A 19,919-nucleotide genomic window follows, 5' to 3' on the forward strand; every position below is an offset into this window, starting at 1 on the left:
GTTCTCCAGGCTCACGGAATAGGTTCAGTGCTTGCGCAGGAATGCGAGCAATTGCTGGTTGACCTGGTCGGCCGCCTCCATCTGCACCATATGGCCGGCCTCGGGCAGCACCAGTACTTCGGCCTCCAACCCTTCGGCATGGCTGGCCGGGATGATCGCGTCCTTGCCGCCCCACACCACCAGCGCCGGGTGCTGCCCCAGCACGCCACGCAGGTCGTGGCGTTGGCGGTCGCCTTCGGCCAGTGCCGCAGCCAATTGCTGCAGGGCCTGGTCAACGCCTTCCAGGCGCTTGAACCTGAGCATGTCTTCCAGCATCTGCCGGGTGACCAGCGCCGGGTCGGCGAACAGCTGCACCATCTGTGGCTTCAGGGCATTGCGGTTGGCTGCGCTGACGAAGCCATGCAGGTATTGCCCGTTGATCGCTTCGCCCAGGCCGGCACTGGCCACCAGGCTCAGGCTGGCCACCCGCTGCGGTGCCAGGCGCGCCAGGTTCAGGCTGACTGCACCGCCCATCGAATGCCCCGCCAGGTGCGCCTTGGCAATGCCCAGGTGGTCAAGCAGGGCCAGCACGCTCTCGCTCAGTTCATCCAGATCGCCGCGCTGCAGGGCCTTGGCCGACTCGCCATGCCCCGGCAGATCCACGGCGATCACCCGCCGCTCGGCCGCCAGCGCCGGGTGGTTGAACAGCCAGTTGTTAAGGTCGCCGCCAAAGCCGTGCACCAGCACCAACGGCGTGCCGCCTTCACCCAGCTCGAACCAGCGCAGCAGGCGGCCACCCACTTCAGCCTTTTGCGGGGCCGGGCCCTGGGCCTGGTCGGCGCCGCCTTCGGCGACGAACTCGGCCTGGAAGCGCTGCACCACGGCATCGATCTCGGCCTCTTCGGCTTCGCCTTCCACGACCACGGCCAGCAGCGCGCCCACCGGCAGGGTTTCATCCGGCTTGGCCACCTGGCGGCGCAGCACGCCGCTGAACGGGGCCTCGACACTGCTGCTGATCTTGTCGGTCTCGACGTCCAGCACCTCGTCGCCTTTGGTGATCGGGTCGCCTTCCTGCTTGAGCCAGGTGTCTACCCGGCCCTCGGTCATCGACAGCCCCCACTTGGGCATGGTCAGGGTATGGATCTGGCTCATGCGGCACTCCTTGCGGCTTCGATCACTTTGCGCACGGCGGCCTCGATCTTCGCCGCGTTGGGGATGTACAGGTCTTCCAGGGCGTCGGAGAACGGTACCGGGGTGTGCGGTGCGGTGACCATCTCGATCGGGCCCTTGAGCGCAGCGAAAGCCTTCTGCGCCACCAGGGCACTGATATCGGTGGCCATCGAGCAGCGCGGGTTGGCTTCGTCGATGACTACCAGGCGGCCGGTTTTTTCCACGCTCTCCAGAATGCTGGCTTCGTCCAGCGGGCTGGTGGTGCGCAGGTCCAGTACTTCGCAGTCGATGCCCTGGCGGGCCAGGTTATTGGCGGCCTCCAGGGCTACATGCACCATGCGCCCGTAGGTGACCAGGGTCACGTCGTCGCCATCGCGCAGGAAGTTGGCTTCGCCGAAGGGGACCGTGTACACCTCTTCCGGCACCTCGCCCTGCATGCTGTAGAGCAGCTTGTGCTCGCAGAAGATCACCGGGTCGTTGTCGCGGATCGCCTGAATCAATAGCCCCTTGGCGTCGTAGGGCGAGGATGGGCACACCACCTTCAGGCCTGGAATGTGCGTCCACAGCGAGGTGAGCATTTGCGAATGCTGGGCCGCTGCGCGCAGGCCTGCGCCGTACATGGTGCGCATCACCAGCGGGGTGACTGCCTTGCCGCCGAACATGTAGCGAAACTTGGCGGCCTGGTTGAGTATCTGGTCCAGGCAGCAGCCGGCGAAGTCCACGAACATCAGCTCGCACACCGGGCGCAGGCCCTGGGTGGCGGCACCGACCGCTGCGCCGACGTAGCCGATTTCCGACAGGGGAGCGTCCAGTACCCGGCCCGGGAACTGGTGGTACAGGCCCTTGGTCACGCCCAGCACGCCACCCCAGGCGTCTTCCTCACCGGGCGCCCCGGCACCGCCGGCAACGTCCTCGCCAATGATGAACACACTGTCGTCGCGGCGCATTTCCTGGGCCAGTGCTTCGTTGATGGCCTGCTGGTAGCTGATCTTTCTTGCCATGGTGGTTCTCCTCTTGTTCTTGTAATGCGCGGCTCAGGGGTAGGCGACGTAGACATCGCTGAGCAGGTCGGCGGGCAGTGGCTTGGGGTCGGACTTGGCGCGGCGCACAGCGTCTTCGATCAGGTCCTCGACGCGTGCGTCGATAGCGTCCAGCTGCTGGGCCGTGAGCAGGCCGGCGCGGGTGGTCTTGTTGCGGAACTGCATCAGGCAGTCGCGCGTTTCGCGCAGGTTCTTGACTTCATCCGCCGCGCGGTAGGTTTGCGCGTCGCCCTCGAAATGGCCGTAGTAGCGGCTGAGCTTGACCTCGACCAGCGATGGCCCTTGCCCGGAGCGGGCGCGTTCGATGGCCGCACCGGCGGCCTCGTACACGGCAAAGAAATCGAAGCCGTCGATGGTCACCCCGGGCATGCCGAAGCCGGCCGCGCGGTCGGCGATGTGGTCGCAGGCCACCGACCAGTTGGAGGCGGTGGCTTCGGCGTAGCCGTTGTTCTCGGCGACGAAGATGCACGGCAGGTTCATGATCGACGCCATGTTCATGGCTTCGAATACCGCGCCTTCGTTGGAGGCCCCGTCGCCGAAGAAGGCCACCGCCACGTCGTCGCGCCCCTTGAGCTTGGCCGCCAGTGCCGCGCCGGCCACCAGTGGGGCGCCGGCGCCGACGATACCGTTGGCCCCGAGCATGCCTTTCTCCAGGTCGGCAATGTGCATCGAGCCACCCTTGCCACCGCATACACCGGTCTTCTTGCCGTAGATTTCGGCCATCATGCCGTACACGTCCACGCCCTTGGCGATGCAATGGCCATGGCCGCGATGGGTCGAGGCGATGCAGTCGCTGTCGCGCAGGTGGGCCATGACCCCGGCAGCCGAGGCCTCTTCGCCGGCGTAGAGGTGCACGAAACCGGGAATTTCGCCAGTGGCGAATTCCACGTGCAGGCGTTCTTCAAAGGCGCGGATGGTGCGCATCACTTCATAGGCATGCAGCAGTTGTTCGGTACTGAGTTGATTGGACATGTTGTTGTTCTCCGGGGTTGTCTCAACACGGGTTTGCAGGGTGCAGCCGATGGCCGCGAGGTACGGCCAGCAGGTGGTGACGGGCGGCATGCGCCAGCACGGCCTCGACGTCCACACTGAGCGGGCCGCGGTGGTCGAGGGTGATGGTGGGGGTGTCGTGTTCGGCGAATTCGATTTCGCGCTCGCCGTCCAGGGCCAGGGTGCCGCTGGCCAGGCTCAGGCGGTGGGCAACATCGGGCAGCAGCGTGCCGCTGGCGGTGATGCCACAGGCTTGCAGCAGGCCGGGGGCCAGCGGCGCGAGCAGTGCCTGTTCAGCGCCAGGTGCCAGGCGAACCCAGGCGCCGTGCGGGGCCTGGCGCGACACCGGGCACCACAGGCCACACAGCGCCGACAGGCCGATGGCATGCGGTTCGGCGAAGCAGGCGAAAACTTCGGCAAGGTCTTCGCTGCGGCTGAGTGCGCGGGCGCCGATGAAACGCTGCGGTGACACTGCCACTTCCACCAGGGCCCATTCGGCCAGTTGCTGCTGCGGCACTGTCACCAACAGGCGCTTGTTGCGGCGCAGGCCAATGCTGGGCGGTACCCGGCCGGTGGCCAGCAGGCCGCCGGCAAGGCCGGCGCTGGTGGCCTCGCGCAGTTCGGGGAAGGCATTGTTGGTGCCAGTGGAGAGGGTCAGCAGTGGCACATCTTGCGCCTCGGCGGCGACGGCCTTGTGGGTGCCATCGCCCCCCAGCACGGCGATCAGCGCCACACCGCGCTCGACCATGCGTCGGGTGGCCAGGCGGGTGTCGGCTACGGTCTGCGACAACGGCAGGTCGAGTATTTCGATGGCTGGCCAGTGCTGGTCGAGCGCAGCCGTGCCCTGGCTGGCCTTGAGCACGGCGGCGGCGATGCCGGTCATGTCGCTGGGCAGCAGCACCTGGCCGATGCCGGTGGCGCCGAAGGCGGCCAGCAGGCGCTGAATTGCCGAAGCCTTGTCGGTGCTCGAATAGAGCCCGGCGCTGGCCGTCAGGCGGCGCAGGTCACGGCCGGAGGCAGGGTTGGCAATGATCCCGACAAGCGGGGCGGGTAGCGGCATGGCGCACCTCGTATTCTTGTTTGCCAAGACAGGAGCAAGGGCGGTGCCAGCTTTGCCGAAGGGCGCCGAAGGGGCCGTTGCAGAGCGCTTTGGCCTGCCTTGGTGGCGGCTGCAGGGCGGGCACGGCGAGACGCGCGGTGCCAGTGCGCAGCTGCGTTGAGCGAGACGCTGAGACGCTGCGTCTCAAGCCAGCCGGTAACCACACAGTGCTTGTCGGGGCGGGCGCGCAAGCGCTTAATGGCCGAACAACGATAAAAACAGCAACGAGAACCGGAGGGCCCGAATGCTTGCCGCGAACTCCCGAGCCCATGTCGATTGCGTCAGCAGGGTGCTGAAGAATGCCGACCGCCTGCCACAGGCGCCGGTACCGCCGCTGATCCTCGATTCATGGCGCCGTTCCATGGAGCTGTACCGCCTGGACCCCGCCTCCCAGCAGGGCCCGCGAATCCTTTCCCAAAGCCTGCTCAATGAGTGCCGTGAACGCGCGCAGCTGTTTCTGCGCATCGCCAGCGACGCCGTGGCCCGCCTGCACGAGCGCGTGCGGGGCGCCGACTATTGCGTGCTGCTGACCGACGCCCAAGGGCGCACCATCGACTACCGGGTCGAATCGGCCATTCGCAACGACTGTCGCAAAGCCGGCCTGTACCTGGGCACTTGCTGGTCGGAGGGCGAGGAGGGCACCTGTGGCGTGGCGGCGGTGCTCACCAGCAAGGCCCCGGTCACGGTGCACAAGCGCGACCACTTCCGGGCGGCATTCATCGGCCTGACCTGCACGGCGGCCCCGGTGTTCGACCCGATGGGCGAGTTGCTGGGGGTGGTGGATGTGTCTGCCTTGCAGTCACCGGACGACCGCCGCAGCCAGCACCTGATCCGTCAGCTGGTCGAGCAAACCGCTCGCGACATCGAAAACGCCTTTTTCATGCACACTGCTCAGGGCCACTGGGTGATGCGCGCCCATGGCACGCCGGGCTATGTGGAAAGCCAGCCTGATTACCTGCTGGCCTGGGATGCCGATGGTCGCCTGCAGGCCATCAACAGCCTGGCCCGGCAGCGCCTGGTCCAACGCCTGGGCCGTTTGCCGGTGCACATTGGCGAGCTGTTCGACATGGACCAGCTACGCCGGGTCAGCGCGTCGTCGGCCCAGCGCCTGCCTGGCCTGGGTGGTTTGTACGGCCGGGTCAGCGCCCCTCGGCAACGCCAGCGGGCGCAACCGCTGCAGCAGGCCCAGGACAGCCGCATCGAACAGCACCTGCGCTTGGCTACCCGCGTCAAGGACTGCAACCTGGCCGTGCTGGTGCTGGGTGAAACCGGGGCTGGCAAGGAGGTGTTCGCCCGTCAGCTGCACCAGCAGAGCCAGCGCCGTGACGGCCCCTTCGTGACCCTGAACTGTGCAGCCATCCCCGAGAGCCTGATCGAGAGCGAGTTGTTCGGTTATGTGGCGGGGGCTTTCACCGGTGCTTCCAGCAAAGGCATGCAAGGGCTGTTGCAGCAGGCCCACGGCGGTACGTTGTTCCTCGACGAGATCGGTGATATGCCGCTGAACCTGCAAACCCGGTTGCTACGGGTGCTGGCCGAGGGCGAAGTGGCGCCGCTGGGCGCGGCGCGGCGGGAGCGGGTGGATATCCAGGTGATCTGTGCCACCCACCGTGATCTGGCGGCAATGGTAGAAGACGGGCGTTTCCGCGAAGACTTGTACTTCCGCCTGGCCAATGCCCGCTTCGAGTTGCCGCCGCTGCGTGAGCGGGAGGACCGGTTGGGGCTGATTCACCAATTGCTGGCCGAAGAGGCCGCGGCCTGTGGCGTCGAAGTTGTACTGGCGGACGATGCCTTGCAGGCGCTGCTGGTTTATCGCTGGCCGGGCAATTTGCGCCAGCTGCGGCAGGTGTTGCGCTATGCCTGTGCGGTCAGTGAGGCCGGGCAGGTGCGTGTGCAGGACTTGCCGCAGGAGGTGCGGGGTGGGGCGGTAGGCTCGGTCGCAAGCGGGGTGTCGTGCCCGGCGCGGCAACTGTTGCTGGATGCGCTGATCCGCCATCGCTGGAAGCCGGCCGATGCGGCGCGGGCGTTGGGCATTTCGCGGGCTACCCTGTATCGGCGGGTGCATGAGCACCGTATCGAGATGCCGCGGATGAAGGGGTAACCTGCGGTCCCTGTAGGAGCGGCCTTGTGTCGCGATGGGGCGCGCAGCGGCCCCACGATCTCAGCTTCGCCGCAGATATTGCCGGGGCCGCTTCGCGGCCCTTTCGCGACGCAAGGCCGCTCCTACAGGGGGTGTGTGAGCCTTGGCTAAGCAATAAAAAACCCCGGCACAAGTCCGGGGTTCTGGTCCATCACACTACACGATCACTCCTGGTTGGCCAGTTTGTGCTCGAGGTAGTGAATGTTGACGCCGCCTTTGCAGAAACCTTCATCACGCACCAGGTCGCGGTGCAGCGGGATGTTGGTCTTGATGCCGTCGACGACGATCTCGTCCAGGGCATTGCGCATGCGCGCCATGGCTTCATCGCGGTCTTTGCCGTAGGTGATCAGCTTGCCGATCAGCGAGTCGTAGTTCGGGGGTACCGAATAACCGCTGTACAGGTGCGAATCCACGCGCACGCCGTTGCCACCCGGGGCGTGGAAGTGCTTGACCTTGCCTGGGCTCGGGATGAACTTCTTCGGGTCCTCGGCGTTGATCCGGCACTCCAGCGAGTGGCCACGGATGACAACGTCTTCCTGGCGGAACGACAGCTTGTTGCCAGCGGCGATGCTCAGCATCTCCTTGACGATGTCGATACCGGTGACCATCTCCGACACAGGGTGTTCAACCTGCACCCGGGTGTTCATCTCGATGAAGTAGAAGCGGCCGTTTTCGTACAGGAACTCGAACGTACCGGCACCGCGGTAGCCGATCTCGATGCACGCATCGACGCAGCGCTTGAACACTTCCTGGCGGGCCTTTTCATCGATACCCGGGGCTGGTGCCTCTTCCAGGACCTTCTGGTGGCGACGCTGCAGCGAGCAGTCACGGTCACCCAGGTGAATGGCGTTGCCCTGGCCGTCGGACAGCACCTGAACTTCCACGTGGCGTGGGTTGGTCAGGAACTTTTCCAGGTAGACCATCGGGTTGCCGAAGGCAGCACCGGCTTCGGTGCGGGTGAGCTTGGCCGAGGCGATCAGGTCCTCTTCCTTGTGCACCACGCGCATACCGCGCCCGCCACCGCCACCGGCGGCCTTGATGATCACCGGGTAGCCGACGTCACGGGCGATTGCCAAGGCGACTTCTTCGTCTTCCGGCAGCGGGCCATCGGAGCCCGGTACGGTCGGTACGCCCGACTTGATCATCGCGTCCTTGGCCGAAACCTTGTCGCCCATCAGGCGAATGGTGTCGGCTTTCGGGCCGATGAAGGCGAAACCGGATTTTTCCACCTGCTCGGCGAAATCGGCGTTTTCCGCCAGGAAGCCGTAACCCGGGTGAATCGCGGTGGCGCCAGTCACTTCGGCGGCAGCGATGATCGCCGGGATATGCAGGTAGGAATCCTTCGACGATGCAGGGCCGATGCAGACCGACTCGTCTGCCAGGCCCAGGTGCATCAGTTCACGGTCGGCAGTGGAGTGCACGGCGACGGTCTTGATGCCCAGCTCTTTGCAGGCACGCAGGATCCGCAGGGCAATTTCCCCGCGGTTGGCGATCAGGACTTTTTCGAGCTTCCCAGACATCGTTGGCTCTCCGCGATTCAAACGATGGTGAACAGCGGCTGGTCGAACTCAACCGGCTGGCCGTCTTCTACCAGGATGGCGTCGATGACACCGCCAACATCGGCTTCGATGTGGTTCATCATCTTCATGGCTTCGACGATGCACAGGGTGTCGCCCTTCTTCACGCTCTGGCCAACTTCAGCGAAGTTCGGCGAGGTCGGCGAAGGTTTGCGGTAGAAGGTACCTACCATTGGCGAACGGATCACGGTGCCTTTCAGCGCCGGGGCAGCAGCAGCGGCTTCGGCGGCTGGCGCAGCAGCGGCGACCGGGGCAGCAGCGGCCGGGGCGGCAGCCATCGGGGCCGGTGCGTAGAACTGCTGGGCAGCTGGGGTCTTGCTGTGACGGCTGATACGAACCGACTCTTCGCCTTCCTTGATCTCCAGCTCGTCGATGCCAGACTCTTCCAGCAGCTCGATCAGTTTCTTGACTTTACGGATATCCATTAATCATCAACTCCCAAAGGTTCGGTCAGGGGGCGAAATACAAAAACGTATCTAGAACGTTTCTCTGGAACCCCGGCCCATCGGGGCCGGGGTTTTCATCATTTGGGCTGTGCGTTGGCAGCCAGTTGTTCCAGTGCAGACTCCAGGGCCAGGCGATAACCGCTGGCGCCCAGGCCGCAGATCACCCCTACGGCCACATCGGAAAAGTAGGAGTGGTGACGGAACGGTTCGCGTTTGTGCACGTTGGACAGGTGCACTTCGATGAATGGGATGCTCACCGCAAGCAATGCGTCACGTAATGCGACGCTCGTGTGGGTGAAAGCAGCCGGATTGATCAGGATGAAGTCCACACCCTCGTTGCGTGCCGCGTGAATGCGGTCGATCAATTCGTATTCGGCATTGCTCTGCAGGTACTGCAGATGGTGGCCTGCGGCGCGGGCACGTTGCTCCAGGTCCTGGTTGATCTGGGCCAGGGTCACGGCGCCGTAGTGGCCAGGCTCGCGAGTACCGAGCAGGTTGAGGTTGGGGCCGTGAAGCACCAGTAGCGTTGCCATCTGTGGATTCCTTGGATTTGTAGGGCAATTCGACACAGCGCGGCGAGTGTGCCGTAAAGCGACGGCAAGTGTCCAGTTCCCGGCAATAGCCAGCACGATGTCCGAGATTCGCGCGAAGTATGTGACCAAATATTTAAATCTGGTCACCTAATCGAGGATTTTTCCCGGCCCGCGGGAAGTTATAGACCGAGTTTGCCGCGCACGCGCGTGAGAATCTGCGCGAATTCCCCGGCATTTATCTCGCCAATCACCCGATCGGCGGTAATTTCGCTGCCGTTCGCGGCAAAGAACAACAGCGCAGGCGGGCCGAACAGTTGGTACCGGTCAAGTAGCGAGCGTTGCTCGGCGTTGCTTGCGGTGATGTCGAACCGCAGCAGCTTGAACGCCGCCAGTTGCGGCTGCACCTGGGCGGCGTTGAGCACCTCGTGTTCGATGACCTTGCAACTGATGCACCAGTCGGCGTACCAGTCCAGCAACACCGGTTGGCCGGCTGCCTTGGCCTGTGCCATCGCGGCATCCAAGGCTTGCGGGGTGGTGATGGTTTGCCAGGCCTGCGCTGTGGCCGCGGTAGTGCCAGCGCTGGCCGCCTGGCTGGGCACGGGCAGTGGCCGCAGCGGGTCGCCCTGGCCACTGAGGGCGCCATACCAGCAAGCCAGCGCGTATACCAGCAAGGCCAGGCCGAGCAGTTGCGCCAGGCGCTGGCGCGCAGTCTTGACCACGAACTCCAAGGCGCCGAGGAACAGTGCCACGCCTGCGGCAAGCAGGCCGACCAGCAACAGGGTTACCGGGCCTGGCAGCACCCGGCTGAGCAGGCCGATGGCCAGCCCCAGCAGCAGTACGCCGATGGCGTTTTTCACGGTGTTCAGCCAAGGGCCGCTTTTCGGCAGCCAAGCTGCGCCACCGGTGGCCACCAGCAACAGTGGCGCGCCCATGCCCAGGCCCAGGGCGAACAGTTTGAGCGCCCCGCCCAAGGCATCGCCGCTGGCGCTGATGTACAGCAGCGCGCCTGCCAGGGGCGCCGACACACAGGGCGAAACCAGCAGGCTGGAGAGCACGCCGAGTACTGCAGCGCCCAGTAGCGAACCGCCCTTGGTGTGGTTGGCGACGTTGTTCAGGCGGTTATTCAGGGCTTGCGGCAGCTTCAGTTCGAACAGGCCGAACATGGCCAGGGCGAACACCACGAAAAACAGCGCGAAGGGCACCAGTACCCAAGCCGATTGCAGGCGTGCCTGCAGGTTCAGGCCGGCGCCGAACAAGCCCATCAGCGCGCCGAGTGCGGCGAAGCTGGCGGCCATTGGCAGTACGTACGCCAGCGACAGCGCCAGCCCGCGTGGCCCACCGACCTGCCCGCGCAATACCACGCCGGAGAGAATCGGCAGCATCGGCAGCACACAGGGGGTGAAGGTCAGGCCGACCCCGGCGAGGAAGAACAGCAGCAGTGATTTCCAGCTCCAGGCCTGCTCGATTGCGCCAGGGGTGTTTGTGCCGGCTTCGCCATCGATGCCCAGCCGGGCGGTTTCCGGCGGGTAGCACAGGCCTTTGTCGGCACAGCCCTGATAGCCCACCAGCAGGGTAAAGGCACGCGGATCGTTGCGTGGCAGTTCGATGTCGAGCACGCCGTGGTACACCTCCACGTCGCCGAAGAACTCATCGTGCTTGGCCTCGCCCTTGGGGATGTTCGGCGTGCCCAAGGCGATGTCGGCGGGTTCGGTGTGGAACTGGAAGCGGTGGCGGTAGAGGTAGTAGCCGTCGGTGGCGATGAAGCGCAGCTTGATGGTGTGCGCATCGGCCTGGATCAGGTCGAGCTTGAACGCCTCGTGCACTGGCAGGAAGTCGGCATTGTTGGCCAGCGAAGCGGCGCCGAGGGTGGCGCTGGGGCGGTTGTCGAGCAGGCCGGTGGCGAAGACAGGGCTGGCCAGCAGCAGGAACAGCAGGAAAAACAGGCGGCGCATGGCGAACTCGCGAGGTGGAACGTGCCCGCATGATAACGGAGTTGGCGCAGGTTGAAAGGGACGGCGACACCTGGCGCCACTTGTGTATTGCCTGTGCCGGCCTCTTCGCGGCTGAAGCCGCTCCTACAGGGACCGCACTGTTTTCAAAGCCTGTAGGAGCGGCTTTAGCCGCGAAGAGGCCAGCACAGGCAACCTCAGACCCTGAAGGCCCGCACCGCCTTGCTCAGCTCCCCGCCCAGGCTCAGCAATTGCTCACCCTGCTCACGCCCTTCACCAATGCGCTGCAGGTTGTCTTCACCCAACGCGTGAATCCGCTCGCTATGATCACGAATTTCGCTCACCGCGCCAGTCTGTTGCGCGGTGACGTCGGCAATGCGTACCGCCGTATCGGCGATCGTGCGGATCGCGCTGACGATCTCATCCAGCGCGCCATCGGCGGCCTGGGCCTGGTTGGCGGTGGTTTCGGCGTGTTCGAGCTGGGTGCGCATGCCGGCCACCGACTCCCGCGCCGCCTGCTGCAAGCGGTCGATCAGTGCCTGGATTTCGCCAGTAGCCCCGGTGGTGCGCTGCGCCAGCGAACGCACCTCGTCAGCCACTACGGCAAAGCCGCGGCCCATCTCGCCAGCCCGGGCCGCTTCGATGGCGGCGTTCAGCGCCAGCAGGTTGGTCTGTTCCGCAATCGAGCGTATTACCGTCAGCACCCCGCCGATGGTGGCCGACTCTTCGGCCAGTTGCTCGATCATGCGCGCATTGCCCTGTACCTCATCGACCAGTTCCCGCAAGCCCGACAGGCTCTGGCCAATCACCGCCTGGCCCTGTTCCACGGCACGCCCGGCATCGCGGCTGGCGTGGGCGGCAGCGCTGGCGTCGCCGGCCACTTGCTGAATGGTGGCTTCCAGCTCGCCCAAGGCGTCGCGGATCTGCCCGGTATCGCCGGCCTGGCGGTGGGCGCCATCGTGCAGCGCGGCGCTCATGCCGGCCAGGGCATGGCTGCTGCCGGCGACTTGTTCGGCGTTGTGGCGAATGGTGCCCACCAGTTCGACCAGGTACTGGCGCAGGCGGTTGAGCGATGCCTGAATGTCATGCAGTTCGCGGTTGGTCTTGCCCAGGGCGATCACCTGGGCGAAGTCGCCCTCGGCCCAGCACGATAGCGCCGGGGCCAGGCCGGTCAGGGTGCGCGCCAGGCGCCGTTGCAGGGTATCGATCAACAGGGCGATGAACAGGATCAGGGCGATCATCAAACCCTGGATGATGCGCACCTCGCCGGCAATTTGGCCATGTTGGGCGCGCACTTGCGGTTCCAGCGCGGCGATGGCCTGCTGTACGGCTTCCAGGCGCTGGCCGGTGCTGGCAGCCAGGGCGGCACGGCGCTCGATCTGTTCGCGCGTGCGCTGCAATTCGGCCGGGTAGCGGCCCAGCAGGTTTTGCAGCTCACGCTTCAGGCCCACGGCGATGTCTTCCTGCCGGGCGCTGGCCTGGGTTTGCAGGCCCATCATGGCGGCGAAGTCGTCGGCACCAGAGGCTGCAGTGCGGGTGACACCGAGCAAGGGCAGGGCATCGATGGCCTGTGCCTGGCTGCGGATCAGTTGCAACTCACGCTCCACTTCGTCAGCCAGCTCCGGGCGGCCGCTGCTGACCAGCTTGTCGCGGGCCAGTGCCAGCCGGCCCAGGTGCACGCTGGCGTCGAGCAGCGGGAGCAAATAGCGGTCGGCCTCGGCAGTGCCGCTGTCGCGGGCGTAGCCGGCCAGTTGCTCGAAATTGGCCCCCAATTCCCGTTCGGCCTGCAACAGCAGCGCTTGCGGGTCGCCAGCCAGCTTGCCGGCCGCCAGCAGTTCGTTGCCGGTGAAGGCCTGCAGGCTGGCCAGGCTGGGGCGCAGGTTGGCCGCCAGTTCGGCGGGCCAGTCGGCCAGGGCGCCCTGCAGTTGCTGGATGGCCTGCGTGGCGGCGGCATGGCGCAGGGCATCCCCGCTGCCCAGGTAGGCGTGGATATTGCCCGCCACCTGCTGCTGAAACTGCTGGGACAGGCCCAGGTAGCGCTCCATCAGCTGATAGGGCCGTTCCAGCGCCCGTTGCGACCACCACAGGGTAGCGGCCAGGGTGAAACACACAGTCACCAGCAACAGCGTATTGAAATTGGTCAGCCACTTCAGGCGCATAGCCGCGAACTTCCTGCGGAGGGGAGTGGGGGTAGGCGGCTGAAGTTATGGCGATTGTGTGACCGGATGATGACGCCGAGGGCTTGGCGTCAGAAAAAAGTGGCAGAGTGCCTCTATCTGATGGCGCTATTGATTCTTCGCGGGCAGGGCGGTTTCAGCGCTCTACCCTTACTACACAGTTACGCCCGGCATGCTTGGCGCGGTACAGCGCTTCATCCGCCGCACTGGCCATGGTCAACGCGTCCAGCCCCTCATCCATCTGCACCACCCCGGCACTGAAGGTGCACTGCAAATCCTGCGGCTGCGCCGGGTAGATGATCTCGGCAAAGCGCCGACGAATCTCGTCTAGCACTTTGTAGGCCGCCTCCAGCGCGGTATTGGGCATGACGATGGCGAATTCCTCGCCGCCGTAACGGCCAATGAAGTCGGTCTTGCGCAGGCGCTGCTTGAGGAACAGCGCCAGGCTCTTGATTACCCGGTCCCCCATGGGGTGGCCGTGGCGGTCGTTGATCTTCTTGAAGTGGTCGATGTCGAGCATGGCGAAACTCAACGGCTGCTGCTCACGGCGGGCGCGGAAGCTGCAGTCCTCAAGCAATTGCAGGATATGGGTGTGGTTGTACAGCCCGGTCAGGCTGTCACGCACCATGCGTGCCTTCAGGTGCCGCGCGCGGGCCGCACGGTTGCGCACGGTGGTGATCAGGTGGCGCGAGCGAAACGGCTTGGTCAGGAAGTCATCGCCGCCTTCGCTCATGGCATCCAGTTGCTTGTCCAGGTCGTCTTCGGCGGACAGGTAGATGATCGGCACGCTCACATAGCGGTCACTGTGGCGGATCACCTTGGCCAGTTCCGGGCCGGTGCAAGCCGGCATGTACAGGTCGAGAATGATCAGGTCGGGCTGAAAGTCGGCCAGCTCGGCCATGGTGCGGATCGGGTCGGTCAGGCTGCGGGTCAGCATGCCGGCGCTGGCCAGCACCCGTTCGGTGTGCAGCGCCTGGGTGCGTGAGTCGTCGATGATCAGCACTCGCAATGGGTCGTGCGGCCCGGCGTTGGTCAGCAATTCGACCTTTTCCAGCAGGCTGGATGCTTCCAGGCTGCCGGTCAGAAAGTCCTGCCCACCGGCGCGCACGGCAGCCAGGCGCGTCGGTGTGTCAGCTTCGTGGTGGCTGAAGAACAGCAGCGGAATGTTCTGCGCCAGGCCATGTTGTACCTGTGCGGCCAGCAGCAGGCCCTGGCCGCTGCCGGTGAAGTCGACATCCATGATGATGGCCGCAGGCGGGTATTCGCCGACCGAAGCCAGAAACGCGGCAGCGTTGGGCAGCGCCTGCACCAGCAGCCCGAAGAATTCCAGTTGCTGGGCCAGGCGCTGGGCCCGCTCGTGGTCCTGCAACAGGATGTATACCGGCTTGCGCAGGGGCACCAGTACCTCGTCAAGGGAGTCGTCCTTGCGCAGGCCGCTACGCGACAGTTGCGGGTCGGGGCACAGCGGGCTTGGCTCGACGGCTTGGCTCATGACCTGGCTACTTGTAGGTTGGGATATGCAGGGGCAATGATGGCTCTATGCTAGCAGTTCTTTTCCCTCGCATGAGTGCCCTGCATCAACATTGCGTTCTGAACGAATATTCAGTTACCGACCGATTGGTCGCTTATGCGTAAGGCGGTGTCTGCTTTATAGTGCTGCCACGCGGGCTTGCCGTGGCACCCTGGCGCAGGCCTGTGGTCAAAGCCCCTGAACCGTCGTGACTGATTAAGGACAAAGCCATGCTGGATTGGAAAAACCGCGAGGCCAAAGCCGAGCCCCGTGAGCGTGTCGACGGCCGCGGCGCTGCCGCCCGTAGCTACCTTGGCGGCCTTTGGAGCCGAGCCCTGGGAACCCTGATCGGGTTGTATCTGCTGGTGTGCATCGGCCTGGGCTGGTACTGGAGCCAGGAACCTGCGCTGTTCCCGGTGCAGCAGAATGCCCAGGCTGCAGCCGAGCACAATGGCCAGCAGATGGTGATTGGCTACACCACCGTGGAAACCCTCAAGACCGTAGCCGGTACCCTGCTGAACAAGCCGGGCGGTTACATTTCCAACGACCGCTTCCCGCCAGGGCTGTGGATGGACAACATGCCGAGCTGGGAGTACGGCGTGCTGGTGCAGGTGCGCGACCTGTCCCGCGCCTTGCGCAAGGACTTCGCCCGTTCGCAGTCGCAATCTACCGAAGACGCCGACCTGGCCAAGGCCGAGCCGCGCTTCAACTTCGACAACAAGAGCTGGATCCTGCCCTCGAGCGAGTCGGAGTTTGAAGAGGGCATCAAGTCGCTGTCGCGCTACCAGACCCGTCTGGCTGCTGGCGACAAGGGCGCGATCTTCTATACCCGTGCCGACAACCTGAACAACTGGCTGGGTGACGTCGCCACCCGCCTGGGTTCGCTGTCGCAACGCCTGTCGGCCAGCGTTGGCCGGGTCAAGCTCAACACCACGCTGAAGACCGAGTCGGTGGTTGCCGGCCAGGCGCCGCAAGTGGACGAAGGGCTGGTGGAAACCCCATGGCTGCAGATCGACAACGTGTTCTACGAGGCCCGTGGCCAGGCCTGGGCGCTGTCGCACTTGCTGCGTGCCATCGAGGTCGACTTTGCCGATGTACTGGCGAAAAAGAATGCCACGGTCAGCGTGCGGCAGATCATTCGTGAGCTGGAAGCCTCGCAAGAGCCGCTGTGGAGCCCGATGGTGCTCAACGGCAGCGGCTTCGGCATGTGGGCCAACCACTCGCTGGTCATGGCCAACTACATTTCCCGGGCCAACGCGGCGGTCATCGACCTGCGCCAGTTGCTGTCGCAGGGTTGAGCATGGCCATCAGCGCCAACGAGGCCGCCCACCGGGCGGCTTCCGACCGTGAGCTGGTCACCTGGGTCGACGAAGCCGACCAGGTGCTGGGCGCCTTGCCCCGCGCCGAGTTGCGTGAGCGCGGCCTGATTGGCCGCTGCACGTTCATTCTGTTGTTCAACAGTGCTGGTGAGTTGTGTGTGCACCGGCGTACCTTGAGCAAGGCGCTGTACCCGGGGTACTGGGATGTGGCGGCGGGTGGCATGGTCACGGCCGGCGAAGGGTATGCCGAGTCGGCGGCGCGTGAACTGGCCGAGGAGCTGGGCATTGAAGGCGCGGCACTGCGGTTTCATGAGCGGTTCTACTTTGACCAGCCCGATAACCGTTTGTGGTGTGCGGTGTATTCGGCGGTGTCGGATGCGCCGCTGCGGTTGCAGCCGGAAGAGGTGATCGAGGCGCGGTTCATTGGCCTGGCGCAGGCTGAGGAAGAAAGCCTGATGAAGCCGTATTGCCCGGATTCGCTGGCGGCATTGCAGCGCTACAAAGCCAGCCTGGGATGACGTGGGGACCGCTTTGCGGTCCTTTCGCGACGCAAGGCCGCTCCCACATCGATCGGCGTATGCAGGACCTTGTGGGAACGGCCTTGCGTCGCGACAGGGCTGCAAAGCAGCCCCAGTTCCCGGGTAGTCGCAAAACATTCGCAAAATGCCGCAATCCTGTACTTAGCAATCGCCGCATTTATCGTTACACTGCGCGCCCTTTTCGGGCTGCCGCATGTCTTGCAGCAGTAGCGCCGCCCCTGCCAGAGTGGGGCTTCGCGGTCGGCCTCATCCCCAAGGTACGACCAGTTTTTGTCCTCTGCACCGAGGAACAAAAGTGGCCAAGAAAGCTTCTTCCTTCGCCGCCCTTGGCGGTCTCGTTTACTCCACCGACGCCGGTCGGCACTGCCCGGACTGTGGTCAGCCGGTGGATGCCTGTACCTGCAAGCAGCAGGTCATCCCCGAAGGCGATGGCATTGCCCGTGTGCGCCGTGAAAGCAAAGGCCGCGGCGGCAAGACCGTGACCACCGTCACCGGTGTGCCGTTGCCGCCCGATCAGCTCAAGGAGCTGGCCACCACCCTGAAGCGCCGTTGCGGTACCGGTGGCGCGTTGAAGGATGGGGTTATCGAAATCCAGGGCGACCATGTCGAGCTGCTGATCGCCGAGCTGATCAAGCAGGGCTTCAAGGCGAAAAAGTCCGGCGGCTGAGCCGGCGCGCATTTTTGCCCAGTGCTTTCTAAACTCGTTGCCGTGGCCAGGGTCTACCCTGGGGCACGGACGAATCGTCATTTTCGGCTTTTACACTGCGCCCGCCAGCATGCAGGGCAGTGTCTTCGACTTATCTATAGGGGACTTGAATGTCCGTACGACGCACACGCAAAGACGATGGTAGCCAATGGACCGTGGCCGACAGCCGCAGTGTTTATGGCATCCGCCATTGGGGCGCTGGTTATTTCGCCATCAATGAGGCCGGGCGCGTCGAAGTGCGCCCCAACGGCCCGAACAGCGCGCCGATCGACCTGTTCGAACAGGTCGACGAACTGCGCCAGAGCGGCTTGTCGTTGCCCTTGCTGGTGCGCTTCCCCGACATTCTGCAGGACCGCGTTCGCCAGCTGACCGGCGCTTTCGACGCCAATATCGCGCGCCTGGAGTACCAGAGCCAGTACACCGCGCTGTACCCGATCAAGGTCAACCAGCAGGAAGCGGTGGTGGAGAACATCATCGCCACGCAGAACGTGTCGATTGGCCTGGAGGCCGGCTCCAAGCCCGAACTGTTGGCGGTGCTGGCGCTGGCGCCGAAAGGCGGCACCATTGTCTGCAACGGCTACAAGGACCGTGAATTCATCCGCCTGGCGCTGATGGGCCAGAAGCTCGGCCACAATGTGTTCATCGTCATCGAGAAAGAGTCGGAAGTGGCCCTGGTGATCGAAGAGGCCGCCGAGCTCAAGGTCAAACCCCAGGTTGGCCTGCGCGTACGCCTGTCGTCGCTGGCTTCGAGCAAGTGGGCGGACACCGGGGGTGAAAAGTCCAAGTTCGGATTGTCGGCCGCGCAGTTGCTGTCTGTTGTCCAGCGTTTCCGCGATGCCGGGTTGGACCAGGGTATCCGCCTGCTGCACTTCCACATGGGTTCGCAGATCGCCAACCTGGCCGACTACCAGCACGGCTTCAAGGAAGCCATCCGTTACTACGGTGAGTTGCGTGCGCTGGGTCTGCCGGTGGACCACATCGATGTGGGTGGCGGCCTGGGTGTCGATTACGACGGTACCCACTCGCGCAATGCCAGTTCGATCAACTACGACATGGACGACTACGCCGGCGTGGTGGTGGGCATGCTCAAGGAGTTCTGCGATGCGCAGGGCCTGCCGCACCCGCACATCTTCTCCGAGAGCGGCCGTTCGCTGACCGCGCACCACGCCATGCTGGTGATCCAGGTGACCGACGTCGAGAAGCACAACGACGAGGTTCCGACCATCGAGAACAAGGAAGCCTTGCCCGAGACCGTGCAGTGGCTGGTCGACCTGCTTGGCCCGACCGACATCGAGATGGTGACCGAAACCTACTGGCGTGCCACCCACTACATGGGTGACGTGGCTGCTCAGTATGCCGATGGCAAGCTCACCCTGAGCGAGAAGGCCCTGGCCGAGCAGTGCTACTTTGCGGTCTGCCGCCGCCTGCACAACTCGTTGAAGGCGCGCCAGCGTTCGCACCGTCAGGTGCTGGACGAACTCAACGACAAGCTGGCCGACAAGTACATCTGCAACTTCTCGGTGTTCCAGAGCCTGCCCGACACCTGGGCCATTGGCCAGGTGCTGCCGATCATCCCGCTGCACCGCCTGGACGAAGAGCCCCTGCGGCGTGCGGTATTGCAGGACCTGACCTGCGACTCCGACGGCAAGATCAACCAGTACGTCGACGAGCAGAGCATCGAAACCAGCATGCCGGTGCATGCGGTGCAGGAGGGCGAGGATTACCTGTTGGGCGTGTTCCTGGTCGGTGCGTACCAGGAAATTCTGGGTGACATGCACAACCTGTTTGGTGACACCGACTCGGTGAACATCTACCAGAACGCCGATGGCAGCGTGTACCACGCCGGCATCGAAACCCACGACACCATCGAGGACATGCTGCGCTACGTGCACCTGTCGCCCGAAGAGTTGATGACCCACTACCGTGACAAGGTTGCCAGCGCCAAGATCACGGCCCGTGAGCGCACGCAGTATCTGGATGCCTTGCGGCTTGGTTTGACCCGGTCGTCGTACCTGTCGTCGTGAATGCCGGGGCCGCTTTGCGGCCCATCGCGACACAAGGCCGCTCCTACAGCTCATCCCTGTAGGAGCGGCCTTGTGTCGCGAAATGAGGGCGAAGCCCTCACCGGCGCTGTCACAGCCACACACAATCCCAATGTGGATATTCACCCGCCTTGCGCACCAGACCGGCGCGAATGGGGTTGGCGATGATATAGCGTGCGGCAACTCTCACATCTTCGTCTTTGCGCAGCGCGCGGTCGTAGAAGCCTGGCTGCCATATGTGCTGGCGCGCAGCACCGGTACGGTAGAGGGCACAACTGCTCCGCGACTTGAAGGCGCACATGAGCTTGCTCAGATGGGTTGGCCCAAGCTCGATCAGCCAATGCAAATGGTCCGGCATCAATACCCAGGCCAGAGTCCGGCAGTCGCCTTGCTGATCGCTGAGTTGCAACTGCCGGATCACCGCGCGCGCAAACCAGAGGTTGCGGAACAAGGGGTACCGCTGGCGAGTAATGGTTGTGAGCAGATACAGTCTGCCCGGCTCTGAGAAGCGCCCTTGGCGCAAACGGTGATTGCCGCGACGATCCATGTCGATTTCCTTTGAACATCCCGTTCGCAGGATAGGAGGCGGGACAAGGATCGGCGCAGGTGGATCATTACTGACTATGACAGTTGGAGCCGCGTTATCCGGTCGATGGGCTATCCCCGCTCAGCCAACCCACAGCCCCCGCTGCTGCAACCGCCACCC

At 64.4% G+C, this 19,919-nt stretch carries 16 protein-coding genes; 5 read left to right on the forward strand and 11 right to left on the reverse strand.

The genetic code is table 11. The features are described from left to right. Positions 1 to 24 precede the first annotated feature (24 nt). The 4 genes from DMX12_RS07785 to DMX12_RS07800 are packed head-to-tail and all read right to left on the reverse strand — an operon-like array spanning position 25 to position 4,239. Positions 25 to 1,131 (reverse strand): acetoin dehydrogenase dihydrolipoyllysine-residue acetyltransferase subunit, encoded by a 1,107-nt coding sequence (locus DMX12_RS07785; protein ID WP_110676941.1) that lies wholly within the window; start codon positions 1,129 to 1,131, stop codon positions 25 to 27. Next, positions 1,128 to 2,150: an alpha-ketoacid dehydrogenase subunit beta gene (locus DMX12_RS07790; RefSeq protein WP_110676943.1), complete on the reverse strand. Its 1,023-nt coding sequence runs from the start codon at positions 2,148 to 2,150 to the stop codon at positions 1,128 to 1,130. Before DMX12_RS07790 ends, DMX12_RS07785 begins: the two co-directional genes overlap by 4 nt. 33 nt (positions 2,151 to 2,183) lie before the next feature. Continuing rightward, positions 2,184 to 3,161 (reverse strand): thiamine pyrophosphate-dependent dehydrogenase E1 component subunit alpha, encoded by a 978-nt coding sequence (locus tag DMX12_RS07795; protein ID WP_110676963.1) that lies wholly within the window; start codon positions 3,159 to 3,161, stop codon positions 2,184 to 2,186. Between the two features lie 22 nt (positions 3,162 to 3,183). Beyond that, positions 3,184 to 4,239: an ATP-NAD kinase family protein gene (locus tag DMX12_RS07800; protein ID WP_110676945.1), complete on the reverse strand. Its 1,056-nt coding sequence runs from the start codon at positions 4,237 to 4,239 to the stop codon at positions 3,184 to 3,186. 283 nt (positions 4,240 to 4,522) lie between these two features. On the opposite strand from DMX12_RS07800, the gene DMX12_RS07805 reads away from it, so the two are divergent. Next, a complete protein-coding gene (locus DMX12_RS07805) occupies positions 4,523 to 6,376 on the forward strand; it encodes a sigma-54-dependent Fis family transcriptional regulator (protein WP_110676947.1) in 1,854 nt (617 codons plus the stop codon). Positions 6,377 to 6,579: 203 nt separating this feature from the next. Here the strand turns inward: DMX12_RS07805 and accC are convergent, their stop codons facing one another. The 6 genes from accC to DMX12_RS07835 form a co-directional block, all read right to left on the reverse strand. Further along, complete coding sequence (gene accC, locus DMX12_RS07810; protein ID WP_009685761.1) at positions 6,580 to 7,935, reverse strand: acetyl-CoA carboxylase biotin carboxylase subunit; 1,356 nt, start codon at positions 7,933 to 7,935, stop codon at positions 6,580 to 6,582. Between the two features lie 17 nt (positions 7,936 to 7,952). Beyond that, positions 7,953 to 8,417: an acetyl-CoA carboxylase biotin carboxyl carrier protein gene (accB, locus tag DMX12_RS07815; RefSeq protein ID WP_054914092.1), complete on the reverse strand. Its 465-nt coding sequence runs from the start codon at positions 8,415 to 8,417 to the stop codon at positions 7,953 to 7,955. 98 nt (positions 8,418 to 8,515) lie between these two features. Further along, a complete protein-coding gene (gene aroQ, locus DMX12_RS07820) occupies positions 8,516 to 8,971 on the reverse strand; it encodes a type II 3-dehydroquinate dehydratase (protein WP_003255330.1) in 456 nt (151 codons plus the stop codon). A gap of 179 nt (positions 8,972 to 9,150) precedes the next feature. After that, positions 9,151 to 10,923 (reverse strand): protein-disulfide reductase DsbD, encoded by a 1,773-nt coding sequence (locus DMX12_RS07825; RefSeq protein ID WP_110676949.1) that lies wholly within the window; start codon positions 10,921 to 10,923, stop codon positions 9,151 to 9,153. Positions 10,924 to 11,117: 194 nt separating this feature from the next. Next, on the reverse strand, positions 11,118 to 13,079 hold the full coding sequence (locus DMX12_RS07830; protein ID WP_110676951.1) for a methyl-accepting chemotaxis protein: 1,962 nt from the start codon (positions 13,077 to 13,079) through the stop codon (positions 11,118 to 11,120). 154 nt (positions 13,080 to 13,233) lie between these two features. Next, positions 13,234 to 14,589: a diguanylate cyclase gene (locus DMX12_RS07835; RefSeq protein WP_110676953.1), complete on the reverse strand. Its 1,356-nt coding sequence runs from the start codon at positions 14,587 to 14,589 to the stop codon at positions 13,234 to 13,236. Positions 14,590 to 14,837: 248 nt separating this feature from the next. On the opposite strand from DMX12_RS07835, the gene DMX12_RS07840 reads away from it, so the two are divergent. The 4 genes from DMX12_RS07840 (at position 14,838) to speA (ending at position 19,195) form a co-directional block, all read left to right on the forward strand. Then, positions 14,838 to 15,905 carry a DUF2333 family protein gene (locus DMX12_RS07840; RefSeq protein ID WP_110676955.1) on the forward strand — a complete coding sequence of 356 codons (1,068 nt, stop codon included), beginning with the start codon at positions 14,838 to 14,840 and terminating at the stop codon, positions 15,903 to 15,905. 2 nt (positions 15,906 to 15,907) lie between these two features. Then, positions 15,908 to 16,444, forward strand: a complete 537-nt coding sequence (locus DMX12_RS07845; RefSeq protein WP_009685767.1) for an NUDIX hydrolase — start codon at positions 15,908 to 15,910, stop codon at positions 16,442 to 16,444. Positions 16,445 to 16,760: 316 nt separating this feature from the next. Next, positions 16,761 to 17,132 (forward strand): translation initiation factor Sui1, encoded by a 372-nt coding sequence (locus tag DMX12_RS07850; protein ID WP_009685768.1) that lies wholly within the window; start codon positions 16,761 to 16,763, stop codon positions 17,130 to 17,132. Positions 17,133 to 17,281: 149 nt separating this feature from the next. Beyond that, positions 17,282 to 19,195 (forward strand): arginine decarboxylase, encoded by a 1,914-nt coding sequence (gene speA, locus DMX12_RS07855; protein WP_110676957.1) that lies wholly within the window; start codon positions 17,282 to 17,284, stop codon positions 19,193 to 19,195. A 109-nt stretch (positions 19,196 to 19,304) separates the two neighbouring features. On the opposite strand, the gene DMX12_RS07860 is transcribed toward speA, so the two are convergent. Next, complete coding sequence (locus DMX12_RS07860; RefSeq protein WP_054904346.1) at positions 19,305 to 19,760, reverse strand: transposase; 456 nt, start codon at positions 19,758 to 19,760, stop codon at positions 19,305 to 19,307. Between the last annotated feature and the right edge of the window lie 159 nt (positions 19,761 to 19,919).

The sequence above is a fragment of the Pseudomonas sp. MB-090624 genome (genome assembly GCF_003205245.1).
Lineage (GTDB): Bacteria > Pseudomonadota > Gammaproteobacteria > Pseudomonadales > Pseudomonadaceae > Aquipseudomonas > Aquipseudomonas juntendi.